General features: G+C 70.4%; 15 protein-coding genes and 1 pseudogene. 9 read left to right on the top strand and 7 right to left on the bottom strand.

Annotation, left to right across the window (positions count from 1 at the left end; all coding sequences use genetic code 11):
* Positions 1–38: 38 nt before the first annotated feature.
* Positions 39–647: a DUF2378 family protein gene (locus D7W79_RS03875; protein WP_120523978.1), complete on the top strand. Its 609-nt coding sequence runs from the start codon at positions 39–41 to the stop codon at positions 645–647.
* On the opposite strand, the gene D7W79_RS03870 is transcribed toward D7W79_RS03875, so the two are convergent.
* From D7W79_RS03870 to D7W79_RS44775, 5 genes and pseudogenes are all read right to left on the bottom strand, one after another.
* Positions 638–1,573: a pirin family protein gene (locus tag D7W79_RS03870; protein ID WP_120523971.1), complete on the bottom strand. Its 936-nt coding sequence runs from the start codon at positions 1,571–1,573 to the stop codon at positions 638–640. The genes D7W79_RS03875 and D7W79_RS03870 overlap by 10 nt on opposite strands.
* A gap of 64 nt (positions 1,574–1,637) precedes the next feature.
* Positions 1,638–1,868, bottom strand: a complete 231-nt coding sequence (locus tag D7W79_RS03865) for a hypothetical protein (RefSeq protein ID WP_120523970.1) — start codon at positions 1,866–1,868, stop codon at positions 1,638–1,640.
* 23 nt (positions 1,869–1,891) lie between these two features.
* Complete coding sequence (locus D7W79_RS44455) at positions 1,892–3,058, bottom strand: PAS domain-containing protein (RefSeq protein ID WP_244221577.1); 1,167 nt, start codon at positions 3,056–3,058, stop codon at positions 1,892–1,894.
* Between the two features lie 176 nt (positions 3,059–3,234).
* A complete protein-coding gene (sitI6, locus tag D7W79_RS03855) occupies positions 3,235–3,978 on the bottom strand; it encodes a SitI6 family double-CXXCG motif immunity protein (protein ID WP_120523968.1) in 744 nt (247 codons plus the stop codon).
* Positions 3,978–4,088: pseudogene (locus D7W79_RS44775) on the bottom strand (SitA6 family polymorphic toxin lipoprotein); the annotation flags it as partial. The pseudogene D7W79_RS44775 and the gene sitI6, both read right to left, overlap by 1 nt.
* Positions 4,089–4,417: 329 nt before the next feature.
* On the opposite strand from D7W79_RS44775, the gene D7W79_RS03850 reads away from it, so the two are divergent.
* The 8 genes from D7W79_RS03850 (at position 4,418) to D7W79_RS03815 (ending at position 17,479) form a co-directional block, all read left to right on the top strand.
* A complete protein-coding gene (locus D7W79_RS03850; protein WP_120523967.1) occupies positions 4,418–8,761 on the top strand; it encodes a DEAD/DEAH box helicase in 4,344 nt (1,447 codons plus the stop codon).
* 66 nt (positions 8,762–8,827) lie between these two features.
* Positions 8,828–9,340, top strand: coding sequence for a hypothetical protein (locus D7W79_RS03845; RefSeq protein ID WP_120523966.1), 513 nt, complete (start codon positions 8,828–8,830; stop codon positions 9,338–9,340).
* A gap of 12 nt (positions 9,341–9,352) precedes the next feature.
* On the top strand, positions 9,353–9,739 hold the full coding sequence (locus tag D7W79_RS03840; RefSeq protein ID WP_120523965.1) for a hypothetical protein: 387 nt from the start codon (positions 9,353–9,355) through the stop codon (positions 9,737–9,739).
* A 6-nt stretch (positions 9,740–9,745) separates the two neighbouring features.
* Positions 9,746–10,222, top strand: coding sequence for a hypothetical protein (locus D7W79_RS03835; protein ID WP_147441790.1), 477 nt, complete (start codon positions 9,746–9,748; stop codon positions 10,220–10,222).
* Positions 10,223–10,224: 2 nt separating this feature from the next.
* Positions 10,225–11,370, top strand: a complete 1,146-nt coding sequence (locus tag D7W79_RS03830) for a helix-turn-helix domain-containing protein (protein ID WP_120523963.1) — start codon at positions 10,225–10,227, stop codon at positions 11,368–11,370.
* An 11-nt stretch (positions 11,371–11,381) separates the two neighbouring features.
* Positions 11,382–13,292, top strand: a complete 1,911-nt coding sequence (locus tag D7W79_RS03825; RefSeq protein ID WP_120523962.1) for a S41 family peptidase — start codon at positions 11,382–11,384, stop codon at positions 13,290–13,292.
* A 294-nt stretch (positions 13,293–13,586) separates the two neighbouring features.
* Positions 13,587–14,993 (top strand): ammonium transporter, encoded by a 1,407-nt coding sequence (locus tag D7W79_RS03820; protein WP_120523961.1) that lies wholly within the window; start codon positions 13,587–13,589, stop codon positions 14,991–14,993.
* Positions 14,994–15,271: 278 nt separating this feature from the next.
* Positions 15,272–17,479 carry a hypothetical protein gene (locus tag D7W79_RS03815; protein ID WP_120523960.1) on the top strand — a complete coding sequence of 736 codons (2,208 nt, stop codon included), beginning with the start codon at positions 15,272–15,274 and terminating at the stop codon, positions 17,477–17,479.
* 13 nt (positions 17,480–17,492) lie between these two features.
* Here the strand turns inward: D7W79_RS03815 and D7W79_RS03810 are convergent, their stop codons facing one another.
* Positions 17,493–18,953, bottom strand: coding sequence for a glutamate synthase subunit beta (locus D7W79_RS03810; protein WP_120523959.1), 1,461 nt, complete (start codon positions 18,951–18,953; stop codon positions 17,493–17,495).
* A 3-nt stretch (positions 18,954–18,956) separates the two neighbouring features.
* On the bottom strand, positions 18,957–23,528 hold the full coding sequence (gene gltB, locus D7W79_RS03805) for a glutamate synthase large subunit (protein ID WP_120523958.1): 4,572 nt from the start codon (positions 23,526–23,528) through the stop codon (positions 18,957–18,959).
* Positions 23,529–23,642 lie beyond the last annotated feature (114 nt).

Raw genomic sequence — 23,642 nt, 5'->3', positions numbered from 1 at the left:
CCTTCCGGATGCGCAGGGGCGCCCCCACCCTGGGGGGCATGGTCCCATCCGAAAAGCAAATCTTCGCCCAGAGCGTGGAAGCCCTCTTCGTGCGTGCGTTGGGGCCATACCTGACGCGTGACGGACGCCAGAAGCTGAAGGCCGCGGGCCTGAACCTCTCTGAGCCGCTGCGCCCCCACTACTCCCTGGAGCAGTGGCGCGTCTTCCTGGACGTGGCCGCGCGGGACGTCTTCCCCGGCCAGCCCCTGGAGACGGCCTACCTGGAGCTGGGCGCCCGCTACCTGAAGGGCTTCCAGCAGACGTCCGTGGGGCGGGCGAGCATGCAGCTCGTCACCCACCTGGGCCCCAAGAAGACGCTGGAGCGCGTGCCGTACAACCTGCGCGCGGGCAACAACTTCAACGAGGTGCGGGTGGAGGAGCTGTCCGGGGAGGACGCCACCTTGTGGGTGAAGGACGTGCTGGCGGACAACCCCTTCTTCGCCTGCGGTTTCCTCGCGGAGACGCTGCGCGCTTCGGGCGCGGGCTCACCGGAGGTGAAGCCCATCGCCTTCGACGGGACGGCGGCGACGTACCGGCTGACGTGGTCGCAGGCGAAGTCGCAGCGGCCCGCGGGCACGCTGGCGCCGGTGCGCCGGCTCTACGGGTAGCGCACGGGCGCGGGCGGATCATCCGGCGGCAGGGGGATGAACTCCGTCTCCTTGGGCACGGGGGCGAAGCGCCCCTCCTTCCAGTCCGCCTTGGCGGCCTCCAGGCGCTCCTTGGAGGACGACACGAAGTTCCAGAAGAGGTAGCGCGGGCCGTCCATGGGTTCGCCGCCCAGGAGCATCATCCGCGCGGAGGACTCCGCCTTGAGGATGATCTCACTGCCCGGCTTGAACACGAGCAGTTCGCCGGGCTGGAAGCGCGTGCCCTCCACCTCCAGCGTGCCCTCGACGAGGTAGAGGCCCCGCTCCTCGTATTCTGCGGAGAGCTTCAGGCGAGAGCCCGCCTCCAGCTTCGCGTCCGCGTAGAACAGGTCGGAGTGCGCGCGCACGGGGGACTTGCCGCCGTGCACCTGGCCCGCGATGACGGTCAGGTGGACGCCCTCGCCGTCGATGACGGGCAGCGTGTCCGCGGGGTGGTGGACGAAGGCGGGGGCGACCTCCTCATGCTGCTTGGGGAGGGCGACCCAGGCCTGGATGCCGAAGAGGCGGCCACCGGCGGCGCGCGTGTCCGGGCCGGTGCGCTCCGAGTGGGCGATGCCCTGGCCGGCGGTCATCCAGTTCACGGCGCCGGGGCGGATGGGCTGCACGAAGCCCAGCGAGTCGCGGTGGAGGATCTCGCCCTGGAAGAGGTAGGTGACGGTGGACAGGCCGATGTGCGGATGGGGGCGCACGTCCAGGCCGCGGCCCGGGTCGAAGTCCGCGGGGCCCATCTGGTCCAGGAAGATGAACGGGCCCACCATGCGGCGGCGCGCGGAGGGCAGGGCGCGGCGCACGTGGAAGCCGTCGCCCAGGTCGCGCACGCGCGGGACGATGAGCGTCTCCAGTGAGGGCGGGGGCTCACGGCCCTGCAGGTCTTCTTCCCAGCTCATGGTGTGGCTCCTTTTCGAGGGGGGAGTGTGCCCCAGTTCATGTCGTCGCGCGCGCCCTGCTTCATCAGGAGAACGCGCAGGAGCGGGTGAAGCCGCCATCATCCGTCCTGCACGCCGAGCCCCCAGGCGAGCCGGGGCAGGGGCGCTCACAGGTGTTGGCATTGATGTCGTGCGCATGTTCGTGGATGCGGATGAGCGCCTCGGCGCAGCCCTCGTTCGTGGCGCGGCTGTGCGTGCCGGCGGAGCAGCCCTCGAGGGCCATCAGGATCGCGAGCCCGAGGAGACGCTGCTTCATGAGGAAGCATCCCTGCCTTCAACCTACGCGGCCACTTCGGACGGCGGCGCGAGGGTCCGCCGGGTCATGTCCACCAGCACGCCGATGATCCGCTGCGCGCTCGCGTCTCCGACGGAGGCCTCGCCCCACAGCGTCAGCCGCCGCACCTCGCCCCGCGCGCCCACCACGCGGAAGTCGAGCGCCAGCTTCACCGGGGTCCGCGGGGAGGAGGCCAGCCGCGCGGCCACGTTCATCCGGTCCTCCGGGTGCAGCCGCGCCAGCAGCGCGGTCAGCGGCTCCTCGGCGGGCAGGGAAGGCTGGCCCAGGAGCTCCGCCGCGCCGGGCGCCCAGCGCAGGAGTCCCTCCGGCATCCGCAGGTCGAACAGCGTCACGGACGCGGCGCGGAGGGCCTGTTGGAACCGCGCCTCGTTCTGGTGCAGGGCCTCCTCCATCCGCTTGCGCTCGGTGATGTCGCGGCTGATGCCGAACAGGCCGAACACCCGGCCCTGCTCGTCCCGCAGCACGCCCTTGGTGGACAGCCACACCCGGCCCGGCTGACCGGACTGTGCCTCCTCGTAGGTGAGCGTCCTGCGGAAGGCCATGACCTCCCGGTCGTGGGCCACGCTGGCGCGGGCCTCCGCGGGCCACAGCTCCGCGTCGGTGCGGCCCACCACCTCCTCCACCGTGCGGCCCATCAGCTGCGCGCCCGCCGCGTTGATGCGCGTGTACTGGCCCTTCAGGTTCTTCGTGTAGATGGCGTCGGTGGAGCCCTGCATCACCGCCTGGAACAGGGCGCTCGCGTGCAAGGGGGACTCATCGCCAGGGCGCTGGTTCAGGTACTGCCCGGACATCGCGCCCGACGCCACGCGTGGCTCCCAGGGCTGCTCGGTCAGCCAGACGTACAGCCGCCCCTCCCGGGCACGCGCGGCCCGGACGCGCAGCGTGCGCGCCCCGGAGCCCCTGTCACAATGGATCCACTGTTCCGAGCGCAGGCCCGTGCCGAGCGTCATCCCCCACGCGGCGCGCAGGCCCATCCAGTCCCGCCGCGTGGCGAGGAACGGCGCATCCTCCAGGCCGTCCCCCAGCAGCGCCTGCGCGGCGGGGTTGGCGTACTCGCAGAGGAAGTCGTCGGGCGCTTCCGGCCGCAGCACGAGGAATCCATCGGGGTTGAGCGCTTCACTCGCGAAGTTCGACGCGGAGGACGAGGACATGCCGGGCCTGGAGCAGGGCGCAGGATGGGCGGAACGACGGGGGCGCCTGCGATCATCTTGCGCGCGAGCGGTGCGTTCGGATCCGTCCCCCGGGTCGCACGCGCTGTCGCCCACGAGACGCATCGGGCCCGGCGGCCGGCGCTCTGCCCGGCAGAGGGCATCCAGCACTCGCCGCCTCAGTGCACCGAACCTGAGCGGGACTCCGGCCGTACATCGGCTTCGCGAAACGTCACGTCAAATGGGCCCAGGGGCTCGATTGCTTCGACGAAGCGTTCGTTGACGAAGGTGTACGTGGTTCCGTTCGTGGGACGGAAGAGGTCCACGTCATGGGGGAGGGCATCTCCATCCAGCGAGGGCTCGGGCGAGATTCGCACCTCGCACCATCCGCAGGTCGGGCACCGGGGGCCTGTCAGGACGGCTTCCCGGTGCAGAAGCCCGCGCAGGGGAACTTCCAACTCATACAGGACGACCCCTGCTTCAAGTCCCTGCAACTCCGCACGCACGGGAACGAGCCCCCGGATCCCCACGGCCTGGAGGTGTCTTAATGCGTCCTGCGTGACCAGCACCTCCCAGCCGTAACGAGCGCTCAAGGGGCCAAAGGATCCGCGTGCCGTGCCTCGAAGCGGGCCGAACTGCATGCCAGGTTCCGGGGCCAGGCCGGATGGGAGAAACGGCTGCACGTGGGCCGCGATGCGCGCGTACTCCGAATAGGGTTCGACACGCGGCTCCGCCAGCAGGTCGCGTTCGGGCAGCGAGGACAGATCGACACTGGGAAGTGTGAACTCGCCGCTCCAGGTTTCATGGCAGGTCGGGCACTCCACTCCAGGCAGGCTCCAGCTGTGGTCGGCGGAGATGTTGCCGCTCCAATGTCTCGGGGTGGAAGGGGCCGGACGTTGGAGTTGGTAGAAGCGCATCGGCATCACGGCTCGGGAATGGGGGCGAGGTCGACGCCCTGCCAGTAGGTCATCGTAAGTCCGAAGAGGTCGAATCGCTGGATCATCAGCGAGGCCTGCTCGAAGTGCATGGCCTGGGCGGCCCGGCTCTAACAGACGTGGTCCGCGAGCCTTCTTGCGCGCGAGCTTCCGCGGACGTGCTGCCCTGCCGTAACGCGGGACCTGCCCGCCTGGGTGCCCTACGTCCTGCGTCCTGCTGGGGAAAACGCAGCTGTCGCGATGCAGGAGGTATACGCCGGGCCTCCGACATCCCCCCTCACCTGGGCGGTCGGATGCTCCGGAAACCTGTCCGACAGTCGGACAGGTTTGGACCTCCGGCCTCCCCCAATCTGGCAGCGGAGAGGGCACCCGCCGTCCGTTGACGCCGCGCTGTACCTGTGTTCAGGCTGCCTGCTGGGAGCCCGCCATGTCCCCTCAAATCGCCCTCGCCTTCGCGTCCGAGTCCGCCGCCCATCCGGCGCTCGCCGCCTTCCACCCGGTGGTGCGGCGCTGGTTCGCCTCGCGCCTGGGCGAGCCCACGCGTCCACAGATTGAAGGCTGGCCCCTCATCCACGCCGGCCACGACGTGCTCATCGCCGCGCCCACGGGCAGCGGCAAGACGCTCACGGCGTTCCTCGCCGCGCTGGACTCGCTGTTCCGCCTGGCGCTCGACGGCACGCTGCCGGACCACACCCGCGTCCTCTATGTGTCGCCCCTGAAGGCCCTGGGCAACGACGTGCAGAAGAACCTCCTCCAGCCGCTGGAGGAGCTGATGACCCTGGCGCGCGAGGAGGGCTACGAGCCCCAGCACCTGCGCGTGCAGGTGCGCACCGGCGACACGCCCGCTGGCGAGCGCGCGCAGATGGTGCGCCGCCCGCCGCACATCCTCATCACCACGCCGGAGTCCCTCTACCTCTACCTCACCGCCGAGCGCGCCCGCGCCACCCTGCGCCACGTGCGCACGGTCATCGTGGACGAAATCCACGCGCTCGCCCGCGACAAGCGCGGCAGCCACTTCGCGCTGTCCATGGAGCGCCTCAAGGCCCTCACCGACGTGCGCCCCCAGCTGCTGGGCCTGTCCGCCACGCAGAAGCCGCTGGACGCCATCGCGGGCTTCCTCACCGGCACCTCCCTCACCGAGTGCAAGCGCGTGGAGGTGGGCCACCAGCGCCCGTGGGACCTGAAGGTGGAGATCCCCGACGCGGAGCTGTCCTCCATCGCGAGCCACGAGATGTGGGGGCAGGTCTACGACCGGCTCATCCAGCTCTCCAGCGAGCACCGCACCACGCTCGTCTTCGTCAACACGCGCAAGATGTCCGAGCGCGTGGCGCACGACCTGGGCGAACGCCTGGGCCAGCAGTGGGTGGCCGCGCACCACGGCAGCATGTCCCGCGAGATGCGCCTGTCCGCGGAAGAACGCCTCAAGGCCGGCCAGCTGCGCGTGATGGTGGCCACCGCGTCGCTGGAGCTGGGCATCGACGTGGGCAACGTGGACCTGGTCGTGCAGCTGGGCACCACCAAGGCCATCTCCGTGCTGCTCCAGCGCGTGGGCCGCGCCGGCCACCACAAGGCGGGCATCTCCAAGGGCATCCTCTTCGCGATGACGCGCGACGAGCTGGTGGAGTGCGTCGCGCTCCTCAACGCCGTGCGCGAGGGCGACCTGGACGCGGTCCGCATTCCGAAGAAGCCGCTGGACGTGCTGGCGCAGCAGATCGTCGCCGCGTGCGCCTGCGAGGAATGGGACGAGCGCGCCCTCTTCAGCGTCTTCCAGCGCGCGTACCCGTACCAGGACCTCACCTGGGAGGAGTACCAGCAGGTGCTGGACATGCTGTCGGAAGGCGTGGCCGAGCGCCGCGGCCGGGGCAGCATCCACCTGCACCGCGACCGGGTGAACCAGCGGCTCAAGGGCCGCCGGGGCGTGCGCATCACCGCGCTCACCAACGGCGGCGCCATCCCGGACACGTTCAGCTTCAGCGTCACCGCGCAGCCGGAAGGCAAGGTGGTGGGCACGCTGGACGAGGACTTCGCGGTGGAGTCCTCGCCGGGGGACATCTTCCTCTTGGGCAGCACCGCGTGGCGCATCCAGCGCGTGATGGGCAGCACGGTGATGGTGGAGGACGCGAAGGGTGCTCCGCCCAACGTGCCCTTCTGGCGCGGCGAGGCGCCGGGCCGCACGGACGAGCTGAGCCTCCAGGTGGGCCGGCTGCGCGAGGAGCTGCTGCGCCACGATGATCCGGCGGGCTTCCTGGAGAAGCTGTTGCGCGTGCCGCCGCCCGCGGTGGACGCGCTGCTGGGCTACCTGCGGCTGGGAAAGAAGATGCTGGGCGACGTGGTGCCCAGCCACACGCAGATCGTCGCCGAGCGCTTCTTCGACGAGGCGGGCGGCATGCAGCTCATCATCCACGCGCCGTTCGGCAGCCGCATCAACCGCGCGTGGGGCATGGCGCTGCGCAAGCGCTTCTGCCGCTCATTCGACTTCGAGTTGCAGGCGGCGGCCACGGAGGACGGCATCCTCCTGAGCCTGGGGGAGCAGCACTCGTTCCCCCTGGCGGACATCTTCGACTTCCTGCACCCGGACAACGTGGAGGAGGTGCTGGTGCAGGCCATCCTCCAGGCTCCCATCTTCGGCACGCGCTTCCGGTGGGTGGCGTCGCGGGCGCTGACGCTGCACCGGATGATGGGGGGCAAGCGCGTGGCGCCGAACCTCCAGCGCGCGCGCAGCGAGGACCTGCTGGCGGCGGTGTTCCCCGCGCAGGTGGGCTGCCAGGACAACCACGGCGGCGGCGACGTGGAGCTGCCGGACCACCCGCTGGTGAAGCAGACGATGGACGACTGTCTGCGCGAGGCGATGGACATCGACGGGCTGCGCGAGGTGCTCCGGCGCATGAAGGACGGGCGCATCCAGCTGGTCGCGCGCGACGTCCCGGAGCCGAGCGTCTTCGCGCACGCGCTCATCAACAGCCAGCCCTACACCTTCCTGGACGACGCGCCGGCCGAGGAGCGCCGCGTGCGCAACGTGGCCCTGCGCCGCGCGATGCCGGCGGAGGACGCGGCGGCGTTCGGTGCGCTGGACGCGAACGCCATCCGGCAGGTGGTGGAGGACGCCGCGCCGCCGATGCGCGACGAGGACGAGCTGCACGACGCGCTGTTGCAGCTCGTGCTGGTGCGAGCGTCGGAGGTCCCGCGAGGACTGGAAGCGGGGCTCTTCAAGCAGGGCCGCGTGGCGTGGCTGGAGCGGCAGGGCGGGCGGTTCCTGGTGTCGGCGGAGCGGGGCAACGCGGTGCGCGCGCTCTTCCCGGACGCGGTGACGCAGCCGGTGCTGCCGGTGCTGGAGTACGACCGGCCGGTGGAGCGCGACGCGGCGGTGCTCCAGGTGGTGCGTGGGCGGATGGAGATGGTGGGGCCCACGACGGTGACGGAGCTGGCGCGGCTGACGCTGTTGGAGCCGGACGACATCAACCTGGCGCTGCACAACCTGGAGAGCCAGGGCAGCGTGCTGCGAGGCCAGTTCCGCGCGCAGGACGACGTGCCGGTGGCCCGGGACGCGGACGGAAGCCCGGTGCTGGAGTGGTGCGACCGGCGGCTGCTCCAGCGCATCCACCGGCTGACGGTGGGGCGGCTGCGCCGCGAGATTGAACCGCTGAGCCCGCAGGACTTCATGCGCTTCCTCTTTCGGTGGCACCACCTGGAGGACGTGGACGCGCTGCGAGGCTCCACGGGGTTGCTCAAGGCGGTGCGGCTGCTGCAGGGGTATGAAGCGCCGGCCTCCGCGTGGGAGCGCTTCCTGTTGCCCGCGCGCATGCGGGGCTACACGCCGGACCTGATGGAGCGCGCGTGCTACGCGGGCGAGGTGGCGTGGGGGCGGGTGACGCTGAAGGATCCGCCGAAGCCCGCGGGGCCGCGGCGGGGCGCGCCGGTGGAGGCGCCAGAGCCGGTGGTGGCGAAGCGCTCGTCGCCCACGCGCAACGCGCCGTTGACGTTCACGCTGCGCGAGGACCTGGAGTGGATGCTGGCGGCGGCGCGTCCGCACGCGGTGCTGGCGGATGGAGGCGTGTGGACGCCGCCGGACCTGAGCGCGGCGGCGAAGGACGTGGTGGGCGTGCTGGAGCGGCGGGGCGCGTGCTTCTTCCAGGACCTGGTGACGCGGGCGCGGCGGCTGCCGGCGGAGGTGGAGGACGCGCTGTGGGAGCTGGTGGCGAAGGGGCTCGTCACGGCGGACGCGGTGCAGAACCTGCGCATCCTGCAGAGCCCGGCGCACCGCAAGCGCCAGAAGCTGCTCAACCGGGGCGGTCCGGGCCGCTGGAGCCTGCTGGCGCCGTCGGAGCCGAAGTCGCACGAGGAGGTGACGGAGTCATTGGCGAAGCTGTTCCTCCAGCGCTACGGCATCGTCTGGCGCGACCTGGTGATGCGTGAGTCGCTGGCGCCCACGTGGCGCGAATTGTTGTTCGTCTACCGGCGCATGGAGGCACGCGGCGAGCTGCGAGGCGGCCGCTTCGTGTCGGGCTTCGTGGGTGAGCAGTTCGCGCTGCCCGAAGCCGTGGACATGGCGCGAGGCGTGCGGCGCGCGGCTCCCTCGGGCGTGCGCATCCAGCTGTCCGGCGTGGATCCACTGAACCTCACGGGCGTGGTGACACCAGGCCCGCGCGTGGCCGCGCTGCCGAACAACGTCGTCACCTACGTGGATGGGATTCCACAGGGTGTCGACGCGGTGGAGGACGCGTCTGAGAATGAGGATGCGGAAGTCGATGGGCCGCTCGCGCAGGTGAACTGAGCGGCGCAGGACAGGCGTCGGTCGCGGCTTGAAGACGTTTGGGGTTCGGGGATGGAGTGATTCCCCATGAGCCCCAGCGTCCGGCATGGAGGGCCCGGTTCTTGCGCCGGGGCCTTCTTCGTCCTCGCGGTGATGATGGCTGCTGCTTGCGGACACACCCAGCGTCCAGAACGGAAGACCTATGTCGTCTCCGAGGATGTGCGGGGTGTTGGCAGGGCGGAAGGGGCCGGCACGGGCGGCTCTGGCGCGGAGGCCTACTGCGGCGAGTTGCAGAAGCAGTGCTTCCAGAAGTGCTGGAGACGCAAACCGACAGTGCAAGACATGGAGAAGCATTCAGAGAGTCACCACCGGCTCTGCACGAGCCAATGCCTTGAGGCGTTCATGAAGTGCCTCAAGGAGCAGGAGGCTTTGGAGCAGGGCGCGAAGCGGGAGCTGCACTTCCCTGACATGGCCGTAGCACTGGAGTGGCTCCGCGAGCACAAGTCCGAGGTGGCGTTGGGAACCGTGGTCGTCGTCGCCGGAGTGGCATTCGCGTTCGTTGTGGCTCCAGCGGGGCTGTTGGTGTTGAGCCCCATCTGAAAGGGCGCATCCATGAGCAAGGATCCGGAAATCGATGTGGAAGATGTGCTCTCTGTCTTGAGTGACGAGACCGGGCGTCACGAGAAGGGCTCCCGAGAATGGAATGCCCTCCAAGTCGCGGCGATCTGCCTTGTCTACGTCCGGCATATGAACAAGCTGGACGAATTCACGAGCTACTACCGTGAACTCCTCAGCCCGGACTTCAAGATCAAGGTCGAACGGGATTTTGAAACGCGGACCGAGGCGGAGGCCTGGCTCAAGGAAGGTACAGCCGCACACGGCATGCACATCCGGATCGAAGGTGCAGGATTCCTGGTGGTGCAGTTGCCAGGTCGGCTCACCTTGATGAACGCCCCTCTGCCAGAAGAATTGAACGCGATGGAGTCAGCGGAGGAGTGACCCACATTGGCCAGATTGGCTTCGATGGTGTTGTTCGTGGCGCTGGGATGTTCGGCGCCGCATCCGGACATCCGTGTCCGCCAGTTCGCCAATGGCATGTACGAGGTCGAGGGGCCCCCGGCGGGTCCCTTGAAGCAAAAGGCCGCGTGGGCACCTCCCGAAGAGGCAGCCGCCGTGGTGTTCCCGAACTCCTTCAAGGAAGGCGTCCACCTGGAAGGCCCCATGATGGCGGCCCTGGAGGTCGCGATGAACGAGTTCCTGCCTCCGGGTTCAGAACTCCAGACCCAGGATCCCGACAAGCGCATGGCGCGGTGTCTCTCCAGGAGGAGCACCTACGACACCCACGTCCTCCAGTCGGAAAATGACCTGTTCTTCGTGTGGTTCTCTCCGCAACCGTCGCGCTGTGGCTTGAACGAGCCCATCCTGGATGGCGGCGCCGTCTACGCGATCGACGGACAGGGGCGCATCCTGGACAGGAGGTAGCGGTGATTCGATTCGGGCCGTGGAGCACCACCCTGGGATTGGCCGCGGGCTTTGGGGCCCTGGTGTGCGGGCTGCTCCTGACTGCTTCCGGAAACCGCTCCGCGAACCGGCTGCTGGCCGCGCTGCTCGGTGTCTCCGTGCTGCGGCTGATGCCGTACGTGCTGGGCTTCGCGGGCTTCTATGACGTCCACCCGTGGCTGTCGTTCGCGCCGTTCAACCTGGGCCTCGCCACCGGGCCGCTGCTCTTCCTCTACGTCCGCCGCCTCGTGACGCCCACGCTGCCCGCTCGCGCGTGGCGGCACTTCGTTCCCGCCGCGGTCATGCTCGGCTACACGCTGTGCGCCTTCGCGCTGCCGCTCGAGCAGAAGCTGCGCTGGAATGACTCCGTCCACGAGCCGTGGATCGCTCCCCTCGAAGCCGCCGCGAGCATGCTCTCGCTCGCGGCCTACCTCGTGGCCACGGTCCGCTTCCATGGCCGCTATCAGCGCTGGCTCGTGGAGCACGTCAGCGACCGGGACTCGCACCGCCAGCCCTGGATGGCCACCGTGCTCGTGTCGCTGGAGCTGTGGTGGACCGTGACCGTGGGCTTCGCGTTCGTGGACCGGTTCCTGACGCCCCTGAGCCACTACGACCGGTTCCCCCAGTACCTGCTCTTCGCGGCCATCGTCCTCTGGCTCGGGCTGGAAGGCTGGCGGCACGCCGGTCACCGCTTCCCCCAATGGTCCCTGGACGCCGGACCCGTCGCCGTTCCGGACCGCGACTGGGCCGCCCTGGCCGCGGGATGGGAGGCGCGCATCCAGAGCGCGGGGTGGTGGCGCGAGCCGGGCCTCACCCTCTCCGACGTGGCCCGCCGGCTGGGGACCAACGAGAGCTACGCGTCACGGGCCTTCAACCGGGGCCTGGGCCGCAACTTCAACGCCGTCATCAACGCCATGCGCGTGGCCGCCGTGCAGCAGCGACTGGCCTCCGGCGACCCGACGCCCCTGCTGACGATGGCGCTGGAGGCGGGCTTCGCCTCCAAGGCCAGCTTCAACCGCAGCTTCCGCGAACACACGGGCCTCAGCCCCACGGCATGGCGGACGGCTCAACAAACGAAAAACCGCACGCCGCCAGGACTTGAGACGACGGAGGAGGAAGTGACGGCGTAGCTCTTCGGGTCATGCTGCTCCCTTCGCTGGCCCTGACCCTGCTCCTCGCGGTTCCCCCTCCACCTTCCGTCACCCTGGACGCAGCGAAGGCACGCGCCGACGTCGCGCTCCTGCGCCGAGCGCTGGAGACCCTCCACCCGGGCCTCCACCGCTATCGCGGCAAGGCCGACACGCAGGCCGCCTTCGCCCGGCTGGAGGCGGCGGCGTCCCGGCCCATCACCGACCTCGCGTTGTGGCGGGAGGTCTCGTTGTTGCTGGCCGGCATCCATTGCGACCACACCAAGGCCGAGCTCCCGGTCGCGCTGGAGGCGTGGCGCCGCACCCAACCCACGCACCTGCCGCTCCGCTTCAAGCTCATCGAAGGACGGATGATCGTCGTGTCGAACGACGGCCAGCCCGGAGCCCCACCTGCTGGCGCGGAGCTCGTCGCCCTCAACGGCATTCCCGTGCCCCAGGTGTTGATCACCCTGGGGCGCACCGTCGCCTACGACGGGAGCACGGATCAGGCCATCGCCGCCAAGCTGGGCTCGGACAGCGACCTGATGGGGGACGACTTCAACGAAGCCTGGCCCGCCTTCCACGGGTTCCCGCAACGCTGGGAACTGGACTGGAAGCGCTCGGGAGAACTCCACGCGTCGCATGCCTCGCTGGAGCCCCTCCCGTTTCCCCGGTGGACCGCGCTGCCCTGGCCGGGCAGCCCCTACCGCGACGAGTTCTACAAGGCGATCCACTGGTGGCTCGACGGCAAGGTCGCCACGTTGCGCATCGACACCTTCGTGAACTACCGCAACCCCGTGGACGCCGAGGCCTTCCTCGGAGGCTTCTTCAAGACGCTGAAGGCCCGCGGGGTGGAGCACCTCGTCCTCGACCTGCGGGAGAGCGGTGGCGGTTCGGACGACGTGGCGGTCACGCTGGGCCGCTACCTGCTCCCCAAGCCCTTCGTCTGGTCGAAGCCCGCGCTGCTCAAGGCCGTCCGCTACGGAGACCTGCCCCAGCACCTCGAGAGCTGGGGCAATCGCCAGGAGCTCTTCGAGCCACCCTTGGACGGCTTCCGCCGCACGAAGGACGGAGCGTGGGAGCGGCTGCCACGTCCGGACGAATCCTCACGGCAACTCCAGGCCCCCTTGCCGGACCGCTTCACCGGAAGGGTCACGGTCCTCACCGGGCCCATGAATGCCTCCGGCGCGACGATGGTGCTGGCGCAGCTGAAGGAGAAGGGCAACGCGCGGCTGGTGGGCGAGGAGAGCGCGGGCAGCGCGGAGGGCCCCACGGCGGGCCACATCTTCCTGCTGACGCTGCCCCACAGCGGCCTGCGGATCCGCATCCCCAACGCGTGGAACCGGACGAACGTGGACCACTTCCTCGCGGGCCGGGGTGTCCCGGTGGACGAGACGGTCCTCCCAACGCTCCTCGACTTCGAGGCGGGACGGGATCGCGTGGCCGAAATCGCGAAGGACTCCGCGCCACCCGCCATCCCCTCCATGGCGTCCGCACTGGCGGGGAGCTGGAGCGGCACGCTCGACTACCGCGACTTCGGAAACGACCGGCGTGTGGTCCTCCCCACGCTGCTCACCGTCACGGGGGAGGGGGAGGAGGCCCGCCTCGCCTTCACCTTCGACGATGGCCCCGGCAAGACCGTCCGCGCATCGCAGGTCCTGCGGATCCGCGCGGACGGGGGCCAGCTCGAAACCGGGGAAGGGGACGCCACCGGAAGCATGCGCATCCTCGAGCGTCGCGGAGGCAGCGACCCCCGTGAGCTGACCCTGGTGGCGGAGGGCTCGGGACACGAGAACGGAGCGACCGTCGAAGTGCGCACGGTGCTGAGCCGGCGCGGCGACGTCCTCTCCCTCGCCCGGCTCACACGCCGTCCCGGTGAACCGTTCCTGCTCCGCCATGCGTACCGGCTGTCTCCGCGACCTTGAGCCTCCGGGCCTGCGCACCGCCCGAACCTGTCCGACAGTCGGACAGGTTGGGACCGGGCCCGGCGGAAGGCGGCCAGCCCGGCGCCATGAACCCGCATGACGTTGCGCGTCATGGCGGGGAGCCTGCCGGGCCCTCGTTCCGAGGAGGGCTTCAAGACCCATTGGTTTCAGGTTCACTGGGTTTTAGAGTTTGAACTTTAGGATTAAATGCACGTTATTTAGCCTCCATCGGATTGAAATTAACCCATCTTGTGTCTACACTGCATCGCGTCAGCTCTCTGGAGAGGTGCGGCGATGCAGAAGTGGATGGCGATGGTCCTGCTGGTGGCGGTGGCGGTGGCGGGACTCCTGGTGGTCCCGACGGCTCAGGTGAAGCAGGGCGGCCCCATCAACGCGGCGGACACCGCGTGGCTGCTCACCGCCACGGCGCTGGTGCTGCTGATGACGCCCGGCCTGTCGTTCTTCTACGGCGGCATGGTGCGGCTGAAGAACGTGGTCTCCACGCTGATGCAGAGCTTCATCGCCATGGCGGTCATCAGCGTGCTGTGGGTCGTGGTGGGCTTCAGCCTGTGCTTCGGCGACAGCTTCCACGGCCTTATCGGCGACCCGCGCACCTTCTTCATGTTCAGCGGCGTGGGTGGTGAGACGCACCCGGACCTGGCGCCCACCGTGCCGCTGCTGCTCTTCGCGCTCTTCCAGCTCAAGTTCGCCATCATCACCCCGGCGCTCATCACCGGCGCGTTCGCGGAGCGCGTGCGCTTCAAGGCGTACCTGCTCTTCATGGTGCTCTTCAGCCTCTTCATCTACGCGCCGCTCGCCCACTGGACGTGGCACCCGGAGGGCTTCCTGCGCCAGTGGGGCGTGCTCGACTTCGCGGGCGGCACCGTGGTGCACATGTCCGCGGGGCTCGCCGCGCTCGCGGGCGCCATCGTGCTGGGCCGCCGACAGGTGCACCTGACGCACGCCACGCACGCTCCCGCCAACGTGCCCTTCGTGATGCTGGGCACGGGCATGCTGTGGTTCGGCTGGTTCGGCTTCAACGCGGGCTCCGCGCTGTCCGCTTCGTCGCTGGCCACGCTGGCCTTCGCCACCACCAACACGGCCTCCGCCTCCGCGATGCTCGGGTGGATCGCCTTTGACTGGCTGCGCGGCCGCAAGCCCAGCGCCATGGGCGCCTGCGTGGGCGCGGTGGTGGGCCTGGTCGCCGTCACGCCCGCCGCGGGCTTCATCACCGTGGGGCAGAGCATCCTGGTGGGCCTCGTCGCCAGCTTCGTCAGTAACGCCGCCGTGCACTTCAAGAGCCGCACCGCGCTGGATGACACGCTCGACGTGTTCCCCTGCCACGGCCTGGGCGGCATCGTTGGGATGATCCTCACCGGCGTGCTCGCCAAGGACGTGGGCCTGCTCTACGGCACCACGCGCACCTTCCTCATGCACCTGCTGGCGCTGGTCGTCGTGTCCGTCTTCTCCTTCGTGGGCTCGTACCTCCTCTACAAGATTGTCGACCGCATCGTCCCGCTGCGCGTCACCCCGGAGCAGGAGGAAGCGGGCCTGGACCTGAGCCAGCACGGAGAGACCGTGGGCGAGGTCCCCACCGTGGCGCTCGCCGTGCCCACGCCGCCCGCGCCCGCCGCGAGCACGTCCACCGCGACGGCCAGCGCCCCGGAGCACGGCGCCCCGTCGCAGCCCGTGCCCGCGTAGCGTCCTTCCTCCGGTGTTTCCGTCGTCACGGGGCCCCTCGCTTCACGCGGGTGGGCCCCGTGGCGCGTTGGGGCTCCAAGCGTGTGGACCCCGCGAGGCCGGGAACCTGTCGGGAAGGGGATGGGCGCGGCCCTCGCTGATCATTCGCGCGGGCAGCTCCCTGTCCGGGGTGTGACTTCGCCCGGCCCTGTATCGGACGCTTGGACATGCACGAGCGCCCGCGGCGTTGAGGCAATGCCTGCCATGGATGGAAGAGGCTGGCTTCGCCGGGGGGATGCATGTCGCGGAAGTGCAAGGAATTGAGAATCATTTTATTGGGAGCCGTGCTGGCGGTCAGCGGATGCGCGAAGGAGCCGGCGCCCGCGCAGGCGCCGCCGGTGCAGGACACCCAGGATGATGCGCAAGTCGGCTCGGGGGGCACCGTCTCCAGCATCGGCGAACTGCCCGTCGTGTCAGGCCTGTCCGTCGCCGAAATCTTCGCCCAGAAGCTGGAGAAGCCCACGCCGCTGGGGGAGACGACGGCCGTGCACGTGAAGCTGCCGCCCCCGGCCAACCGGATGCTCGCGGACAGCCTGGTGCGCGTGGTGGGGGACCCGGACCGTCCCACGGTCCTGTTCCGGTCCGACACGCTGGCCCGGCTGGGCACCATTCCCGCGAGCCCTGGCCCGGAGTTCTTCACCCTCTTCTCGCAGCTGCCGGACTCGGAGCTGCAGCGCCGCAAGGAGAACGAGCGCCGGCTGGCCTCCGGCGAGTTCGGGACGCCCACCCGGGAGACCGTCCTGTTCAACGGACGCCACCCGGCTGCCCGTTACGAGGGGCTCCCCGTCGACGCCGACGCCTTCGGGCAGGGCGCGCTGGTGCCGTTCACGAGCTGCCCCCAGATACCGGCCTCCACGCAGGCCTGGTGGGAGCGGACGCTGATGATCCGCGACCCGGCCGTGGTGCTCGACCCGGCGCGCACGTGGGACCCGTGCACCGGCGCGGGAACGAAGGGCGGGGTGTGGACCTTCGCGCACCTCATGCGGGAGATGGCCCAGGGGTCCGGCTCGCGCCCGGAGGCCTTCGTGCTGAGCTGGCTGTCACTCTGGCTCAATGACTTCCAGTCCAACGGCGACACCGTGCCCGCGCGCCGCAAGATGTATGACGAGGTGATTGCCCCCTGGGCCGCCGCCAGCGGCGCGTCGTCGTCCCTCCAGCTCAACGCCTCCACGGGCCGCTGGGAGGTGGTGCTCAGCAAGCCATTGGACCTGGACATCGCGCCCTTCCGGCTGCTGTCCATCGTCAACCGCATCGACCTGGCCGGCACGGAGGACGACTCCGGCCGGCCGTCAGACCCGGGGGAGCTGCGCTTCCTCTTCGGGCTGACGCGCCCCTCGCCCTGGGGAACCGGTGGAACGGAGGCGACCTGCAACCTCAAGCCGTTCACCGTCATCTTCGAGTACGGCGTGCCGGGCGAGGGGTGCCCGGCGGTCATGGCGTGGGCCCGGCAGTGGGCCGGGCTGGGAAGCTACGCCACCTTCAACGCGGCCTACCGTGCGCGGCTCGCCTTGATGACGGAGAGCGTCGTCCAGCGAGGCCGCGCTCCGGGCAAGGGCAACGGAAACGCGCTGAACCAGCTTCGCACCAACGAGGTCACCCTGGGGTTGCCCTGGGAGCTGCGGGAGTTCCGGCTCGTGGACCAGAACCCCGTCACTGGCGTGGACAAGCCCTCCAACGGGTGTCTGCGCGTCCACACGATGGCGCTGACTCCCGATGACGCGACCCACGACTTCCGGACGGACCCCGACGTGGACTCCTTCGTGCGCACGTATGTGAAGAACGGCGTCGAGCAGCCGGTGACCGTGCCCACCCAGTGCTTCGCGCACTTCGTCGTGCCGCGCACCCTCAATGGCAGGCCCTTCGTGGGCGCCAACTCGCAGGTGGCTCCGCCCACGCACTGGGAAGCGCTCAACGCGGTTCCCACCGACGCCACGGAGGTCTGTGCGCGGAAGGAGTTCTCCGCCAACACCTGCAATGGCTGTCACTTCAAGGACACGGGGACCAATGACTTCTCGGGCGTGGACAACCTGGCCTTCACGCACGTCAGTCCCACGTCGGGCATCCCGGCCCGGCTGTCGAAGTTCCTCACGGGCGGGGGCAGCGGGTTCATGTTCGTCGTGCCGGACGCCCAGTTCGGGGCGCAGGTGACGTCGTGGCCGTTCGCGGACCTGCTGCGCCGGCACCAGCGGCTCCAGGAGCTGGCCAACTGCACCTCCTGCGGCTGGTTCATCGACCTGGACGCGGGCTACCTGTCCCGGATGGAAGCGCTCGCCGGGAGCGTTCCCCTGGACGTGCCGCCCGGCTCACCGGCCCCATCGCTCACGGTGGGCCCCATCCGCGACGTCGAGGTGGTGAAGCAGCTGCTGGAGATGCGCCCTGGCTTCAGGACGCGGCTCCGGGAGCGGCCGCTCGACTTCCTCCAGCCGCCCGCGGCCCGCGTCCACTGACGGGACGCGGCCCCTAGAACGCGCAGTCCTGGCCGCGCGTGGGCAGCACGGAGGCGGCGCCGGACAGCCAGGAGTCCAACGCGCGCGCCGCCTCCCGGCCGTCCGCGAGCGCCCAGACGATGAGGCTCGCGCCCCGGCTCGCGTCACCCGCGCAGTACACGCCCGGCGCGGAGGTGGCGAACTTCGCGTCCACCTGCACCGTGCCGCGCGGCGAGAGCGTCACGCCCAGCTCCTCCACCAGCCGGTCCGTCCGGGGGCCGGTGAAGCCCATGGCCAGCACCAGCAGGTCCACCTCGAACACCTGCTCGGAGCCCGGCACCTCCACCAGCTTCGGCGCGCCGCCCGGCTCGCGCTGCACCTCCACGCGCACCGCGTGCAGCCGCTGGAGCTGGCCGTTCTCGCCCTCCAGCCGCTTCGTCATCATCGCGAAGGCGCGCTCGCCACCCTCCTCCTGGCTGGAGGACGTGCGGAACACCAGCGGCCAGCGCGGCCACGGGTTCTCCTTCGCGCGCACCGGCGGCGGCGCGGGGAAGAGCTCCACCTGCATCACGTTCGTCGCGCCCTGGCGCAGCGCCGTGCCCAGGCAGTCCGAGCCCGTGTCGCCGCCCCCCAGGATGATGACGCGCTTGCCCTGTGCCTCCAGGCGCGCGTCCGGCTGCGCTCCGGCCGTCACCACCTGGTTCTGGTGCTCCAGGTAGTCCATGGCCTGCACCACGCCGGACAGCTCGCGGCCCGGCACGTCCAGCTCGCGGGCCTTGCGCGCGCCCAGGGCCAGCACCACGCCGTCGTACTGCTCGCGCAGCGCGCGCCAGCCCGGCGTCACCGCCACGTCCTCGCCGACGCGGAAGACGATGCCCTCCGCCTCCATCAGCGCGATGCGGCGGTCCAGCACCGCCTTCTCCAGCTTGAAGTCCGGGATGCCGTAGCGCAGCAGGCCTCCGGCGCGAGCGTCCTTCTCGTACACCGTCACGCTGTGCCCGGCCGAGTTGAGCTGCGCCGCCGCCGCGAGCCCCGCGGGGCCGGAGCCCACCACGGCCACGCGCTTGCCCGTGCGCCGCGCCGGAGGCTTCGCCTTCACCCAGCCCTCCGCGAAGGCGCGCTCGGAGATCTCCTTCTCCAACTGCTCGATGGTGACGGCGTCCCGGTCGATGGCCAGCACGCACGCGGCCTCGCACGGCGCGGGGCACAGCCGTCCGGTGAACTCCGGGAAGGTGTTGGTGCGGCTGAGCACCTGGTACGCCTCCCGCCACTGGCCCCGGTACACCGCGTCGTTGAAGTCCGGGATGAGGTTCCCCAGGGGACAGCCCTGGTGGCAGAAGGGGATGCCGCAGTCCATGCAGCGTCCCGCCTGCCGCTTCGCCTCGTCCGGCGCCAGCGGCAGGTGCAGCTCGCGCCAGTCCTCCAGGCGCTCCGCCTTGTCCCGCTTGGGTGCGGGGATGCGCTGCCACTCCATGAAACCCGTGGGCTTGCCCATGGCTCAGGTCCCCCCGCCGACGACGTGGAGTTGCTGCACGCTCGCGGTCGGTGGCGGCCTGCGTGCCGCGCGCCGGGCCTGGAGCACCCGCTTGTAGTCGGAGGGCATGACCTTCATGAACTGCGGCACCATCAGCTCCCAGTTGTCGAGCACCCGCCGCGCCAGCGCGCTGCCGGTGTGGTGCAGGTGGCGTTCAATCATCCCGTGCACGAGCCAGATTTCGGACTCGTCCACCAGCGACTCCAGCTCCACCATCTCCAGGTTGCAGCGCTCGCGGAAGGTGCGCTCGCGGTCCAGCACGTACGCGGTGCCGCCGCTCATGCCGGCCGCGAAGTTGCGGCCCGTCTGGCCCAGCACCACCACCACGCCGCCCGTCATGTATTCGCAGCCGTGGTCGCCCACGCCCTCCACCACCGCCTGCGCGCCGCTGTTGCGCACCGCGAAGCGCTCACCGGCGAGGCCGCGCAGGTACACCTCGCCGGCCGTGGCGCCGTAGAGCACCGTGTTGCCCACGAGCACGTTCTCCTCGGGCGTGAAGCGGCTGCCCTCCGGCGGGTAGACGATGATGCGTCCGCCGGACAGCCCCTTGCCCAGGTAGTCGTTGGTGTCGCCCTCCAGCTCCAGCGTCACGCCCGACGCGAGGAACGCGCCGAAGCTCTGGCCCGCGGAGCCCTTCAGCTTCACCCGCAGCTTCCCGTCCGGCAGCCCCTGCGCGCCGTGGCGATGGGCAATCTCGCCGGACAGCATCGCGCCCACCGCGCGGTGCGTGTTCGCCACCGGCAAGGACAGCATCAAAGGCGGCCCGCCCGCGAGGACGGACTGCGCCTTCGCCAGCAGCTCGTGGTCCAGGTGGTCCGACACGTCCTTGCGGTGCGGCGTCTGGCAGTGGCGCGGCTCGGTGGCCGGCGCGGCCGGCGCGGCGAGCAGCGGGGACAGGTCCACCTTGCGCGCCTTCCAGTGGTCCACCGCCGCGCGCTGGCGCAGGAGGTCCACGCGGCCCACCAGTTCGTCCAGCTTGCGCGCGCCCAGCTTCGCCATGTGCCGGCGCAGGTCCTCCGCCAGCAGCAGGAAGAAGCTCACCACGTTCTCCGGCGTGCCCTGGTAGCGCTCGCGCAGCGCCGGGTCCTGCGTGGCGATGCCCGCCGAGCAGGTGTTGAGGTGGCACTTGCGCAGCATGATGCAGCCCACGGACACGAGGCTCGCCGTGGCCAGGCCGAACTCCTCCGCGCCCAGCAGCGCCGCCACCAGCACGTCGCGCGCGGTGCGCAGGCCGCCGTCCACCTGCACGCGGATGCGCGAGCGCAGGCCGTTGTGCACCAGCACCTGCTGCGTCTCCGCCAGCCCCAGCTCCCACGGCAGGCCCGCGTGCTGGAGGCTGGAGAGGGGAGAGGCGCCCGTGCCGCCCTCGTAGCCCGCCACCACCACGCAGCCCGCGCCCGCCTTCGCGACGCCCGCCGCGATGGTGCCCACGCCCACCTCGCTCACCAGCTTCACGCTCACGCGCGCCTTCGCGTTGACGGACTGGAGGTCGTAGATGAGCTGCGCCAGGTCCTCGATGGAGTAGATGTCGTGGTGCGGCGGCGGGGAGATGAGCGTCACCCCCGGCGTGCTCCAGCGCACGCGGGCGATGCGCTCATCCACCTTGTGGCCCGGCAGCTGGCCGCCCTCGCCGGGCTTGGCGCCCTGGGCCATCTTGATCTGGAGCTCGTCCGCGTTGACCAGGTACTCGGCGGTGACGCCGAAGCGCGCGCTGGCCACCTGCTTGATGGCGCTGCGGCGCGAGTCGCCGTTGGCGTCCTTCGCGTAGCGGCGGGACTCCTCGCCGCCCTCGCCGCTGTTGGACCTTCCGCCCAGCCGGTTCATCGCGATGGCCAGCGTCTCGTGCGCCTCCGCGCTGATGGACCCGAAGGACATGGCGCCGGTGACGAACCGCCGCGCCAGCTCCAGCGCGGGCTCCACCTCCTCCAGCGGCACCGGCGTGCAGCCGTCCGTCACCACGTCCAGCAGACCGCGCAGGTTGCTGTGCTCGCGCGTCTCGTCGTCCGCCAGCTTCGAATACTCCTGGAACCGGGCCGCGTCGTTCGCGCGCACCGCCTCCTGGAGCTTCGCCACGGTGGCGGGGTTCCACTTGTGCCGCTCGCCCTGCCGGCGCCAGCGGAACTGCCCGCCCACCGGCAGCAGTTCCTCCTCGCCGTCCGCGCAGGCACCGAAGCCGCGCGCGTGCCGCTCCGCCACCTCGCGGCCCAGCTCCGGCAGGCCCACGCCCTCCACGCGCGACGACGTGCCGGTGAAGTGCTTCTCGATGAGGCTTCGCTGCAGGCCCACCGCCTCGAAGAGCTGCGAGCCCCGGTACGACTGGAGCGTGGAGATGCCCATCTTGGACATCACCTTGAGCAGGCCCTCCTCCAGGCCGTGGAGGTACTGGGCCTGCGCCTTGTCCGCGTCCACCTTCAGCTCGCCCGCGTCCGCCAGCGCGCGCAGCGTGTCCAGCGCCAGGTACGGGTTCACCGCGGACACGCCGTAGGCGAACAGGCACGCGAAGTGGTGCACCTCGCGCGCCTCCGCCGTCTCCAGGACGATGCCCGTGTACATGCGCGTGCCGTCGCGCACCAGCCGCTGGTGCACCGCGGACACGGCCAGCAGCGCGGGGATGGCCGCGTGCGCCGAGTCCACGCCCCGGTCGCTCAACACGAGGATGCTCGCGCCCGCGTCGACGGCATCCACCGCCGCCGTGCACAGCCGCTCCACCGCGACCTCCAGCGCCGTGGCCGCGCCGCCCGCGTGCGGGTACAGCAGGCTCAAGGGACGCGGCTCGAAGAGGCCCGTGTCGCCGCGCAGGTTCGCCAGCCGCGCCAATTGCCCGTTGGTGAGGATGGGGCCGGGCAGGGACAGCCGGTGGCACTGCTCCGGCGTCTCCTCGAAGGTGTTGCCCTCAGGGCCCAGCGCGGTGGCCAGCGTCATCACCAGCGCCTCGCGCAGCGGGTCGATGGGCGGGTTCGTGACCTGCGCGAAGAGCTGGTGGAAGTAGTTGAAGAGGGTGGGGGCCTGGTCGCTCAGCACCGCGAGCGGCGTGTCCGTGCCCATGGAGCCCGTGGGCTCCTTGCCCGTCTCCGCCATGGGGACCAGCGTGGTGCGCACGTCTTCATCCGTGTAGCCGAACGCGCGCTGCAGCCGCCACAGCGCCTCGCCCTTCACGCGCGCGGGGGCGGGGACGGCGGGCAGGTCCTCGAAGGTGAAGACGTTGCGCTGGAGCCAGCGGCGGTAGGGCCAGCGCGAGGTGATTTCATGCTTCACCTCCTCGTCCTCCAGGATGCGCCCCTCCGTCGTGTCCACCAGCAGCATGCGGCCCGGCGTCAGGCGGCCCTTGCGGCGCACCTGTGACGGGGGCACGTCGATGACGCCCGTCTCCGACGCCAGGATGATGCGGTCGTCCTCCGTCACCAGGTAGCGCGCGGGGCGCAGGCCGTTGCGGTCCAGCGTGGCGCCAATGAGCTGCCCGTCCGTGAACGCGATGGCGGCGGGGCCGTCCCACGGCTCCAGCAGGGACGCGGAGTACTCGTAGAAGGCGCGGCGCTCGTCGCCCATCTCCTTGTTCCCCTCCCACGCCTCCGGGATCATCATCATCATCGCGTGGGGCAGGGTGCGGCCGCCCAGGTAGAGCAGCTCCACCATGTTGTCGAACTGCGCGGAGTCGCTCTTGCCCGGGACGATGATGGGCCACAGCGGCTCCAGGCTGCCGCCCAGCTTCGCCGTCTGGAGCAGCCCGCGCCGCGCCGTCATCCAGTTGCGGTTGCCACGCAGGGTATTGATTTCACCGTTGTGCGCGATGAAGCGGAACGGCTGCGCCAGCTCCCACGTGGGGAAGGTGTTGGTGGAGAAGCGCGAGTGCACCAGCGCCAGCGCGCTGACGAACTCCGGGTGCCGCAGGTCCGCGTAGAAGCGCGGCAGCTGCCGGGGCAGGAGCAGCCCCTTGTAGATGAGCGTCTCCGACGAACAGCTGGCCACGTGGAAGCGTCCCTGGGGGTCGACGCCGCGCGCCAGCACGCGGTTCTCCACCAGCTTGCGGATGCGGTAGAGCTTGCGCTCGAAGGCGCTGGGCACCACGCGACGCCGCGCGATGAAGAGCTGCCGGATGACCGGCGCCACCTGGCGTGCGAGCGGCCCCAGTTCCTCCGGCGCCACCGGCACGTCGCGCCAGCCGAGCAGCCGCTGCCCCTCCTCCTCCACCACGTCCTCGAACAGCGCCTCGCACGCGCGGCGCGCCTCCGGCTCCGGCGGCAGGAACACCTGCGCGACACCGTACTGGCGGCGCGGCGGCAGCTCGAAACCCAGCCTTGGCGCCTCATGGTTGAAGAAGCGGTGCGGCAACTGGACCAGGATGCCGGCGCCGTCCCCCGTCTCCGGGTCGCGTCCCGCGGCGGCGCGGTGGCTCAGCCGGTTGAGCAGCTCCAGCGCGTCCTCCACGATGCCCCGCGAACGCTGCCCCCGGATGTGGGCCACGAACCCCACACCGCAGGCGTCGTGCTCGGTCTCCGGCTCGTACAGCCCGTAGCGCGGAGGGAGGGTGAACGGCATCGTCGGGACCCCTTTCCCGCATGACGCGGGAAGCCAAGCTGTTGAGCATGCAGGCTAACGCGGTGTGTCGCGCCCCGTAAAGACAGGGTGGTGCGTGGGGTCGAGTCACCGCGT

Origin of the sequence: Corallococcus exercitus (assembly GCF_003611585.1) — a bacterium.
Lineage (GTDB): Bacteria > Myxococcota > Myxococcia > Myxococcales > Myxococcaceae > Corallococcus > Corallococcus exercitus.
The sequence above is the reverse complement of the archived record's forward strand: the minus strand, read 5'-3'. Positions and strand labels throughout refer to the sequence as shown.

What these genes read in the sequence shown, in the direction of transcription:
- D7W79_RS03845 (WP_120523966.1), top strand. Translation starts at nt 8,828, where the DNA reads ATGAGCCCCAGCGTCCGGCATGGAGGGCCCGGTTCTTGCGCCGGGGCC.
- D7W79_RS03840 (WP_120523965.1), top strand. Translation starts at nt 9,353, where the DNA reads ATGAGCAAGGATCCGGAAATCGATGTGGAAGATGTGCTCTCTGTCTTG.
- D7W79_RS03875 (WP_120523978.1), top strand. Translation starts at nt 39, where the DNA reads ATGGTCCCATCCGAAAAGCAAATCTTCGCCCAGAGCGTGGAAGCCCTC.
- D7W79_RS03810 (WP_120523959.1), bottom strand. Translation starts at nt 18,953, where the DNA reads ATGGGCAAGCCCACGGGTTTCATGGAGTGGCAGCGCATCCCCGCACCC.
- D7W79_RS03820 (WP_120523961.1), top strand. Translation starts at nt 13,587, where the DNA reads ATGCAGAAGTGGATGGCGATGGTCCTGCTGGTGGCGGTGGCGGTGGCG.
- D7W79_RS03870 (WP_120523971.1), bottom strand. Translation starts at nt 1,573, where the DNA reads ATGAGCTGGGAAGAAGACCTGCAGGGCCGTGAGCCCCCGCCCTCACTG.
- D7W79_RS03815 (WP_120523960.1), top strand. Translation starts at nt 15,272, where the DNA reads ATGTCGCGGAAGTGCAAGGAATTGAGAATCATTTTATTGGGAGCCGTG.
- D7W79_RS03825 (WP_120523962.1), top strand. Translation starts at nt 11,382, where the DNA reads ATGCTGCTCCCTTCGCTGGCCCTGACCCTGCTCCTCGCGGTTCCCCCT.
- sitI6 (WP_120523968.1), bottom strand. Translation starts at nt 3,978, where the DNA reads ATGCCGATGCGCTTCTACCAACTCCAACGTCCGGCCCCTTCCACCCCG.
- D7W79_RS44455 (WP_244221577.1), bottom strand. Translation starts at nt 3,058, where the DNA reads ATGTCCTCGTCCTCCGCGTCGAACTTCGCGAGTGAAGCGCTCAACCCC.
- D7W79_RS03865 (WP_120523970.1), bottom strand. Translation starts at nt 1,868, where the DNA reads ATGAAGCAGCGTCTCCTCGGGCTCGCGATCCTGATGGCCCTCGAGGGC.
- gltB (WP_120523958.1), bottom strand. Translation starts at nt 23,528, where the DNA reads ATGCCGTTCACCCTCCCTCCGCGCTACGGGCTGTACGAGCCGGAGACC.
- D7W79_RS03850 (WP_120523967.1), top strand. Translation starts at nt 4,418, where the DNA reads ATGTCCCCTCAAATCGCCCTCGCCTTCGCGTCCGAGTCCGCCGCCCAT.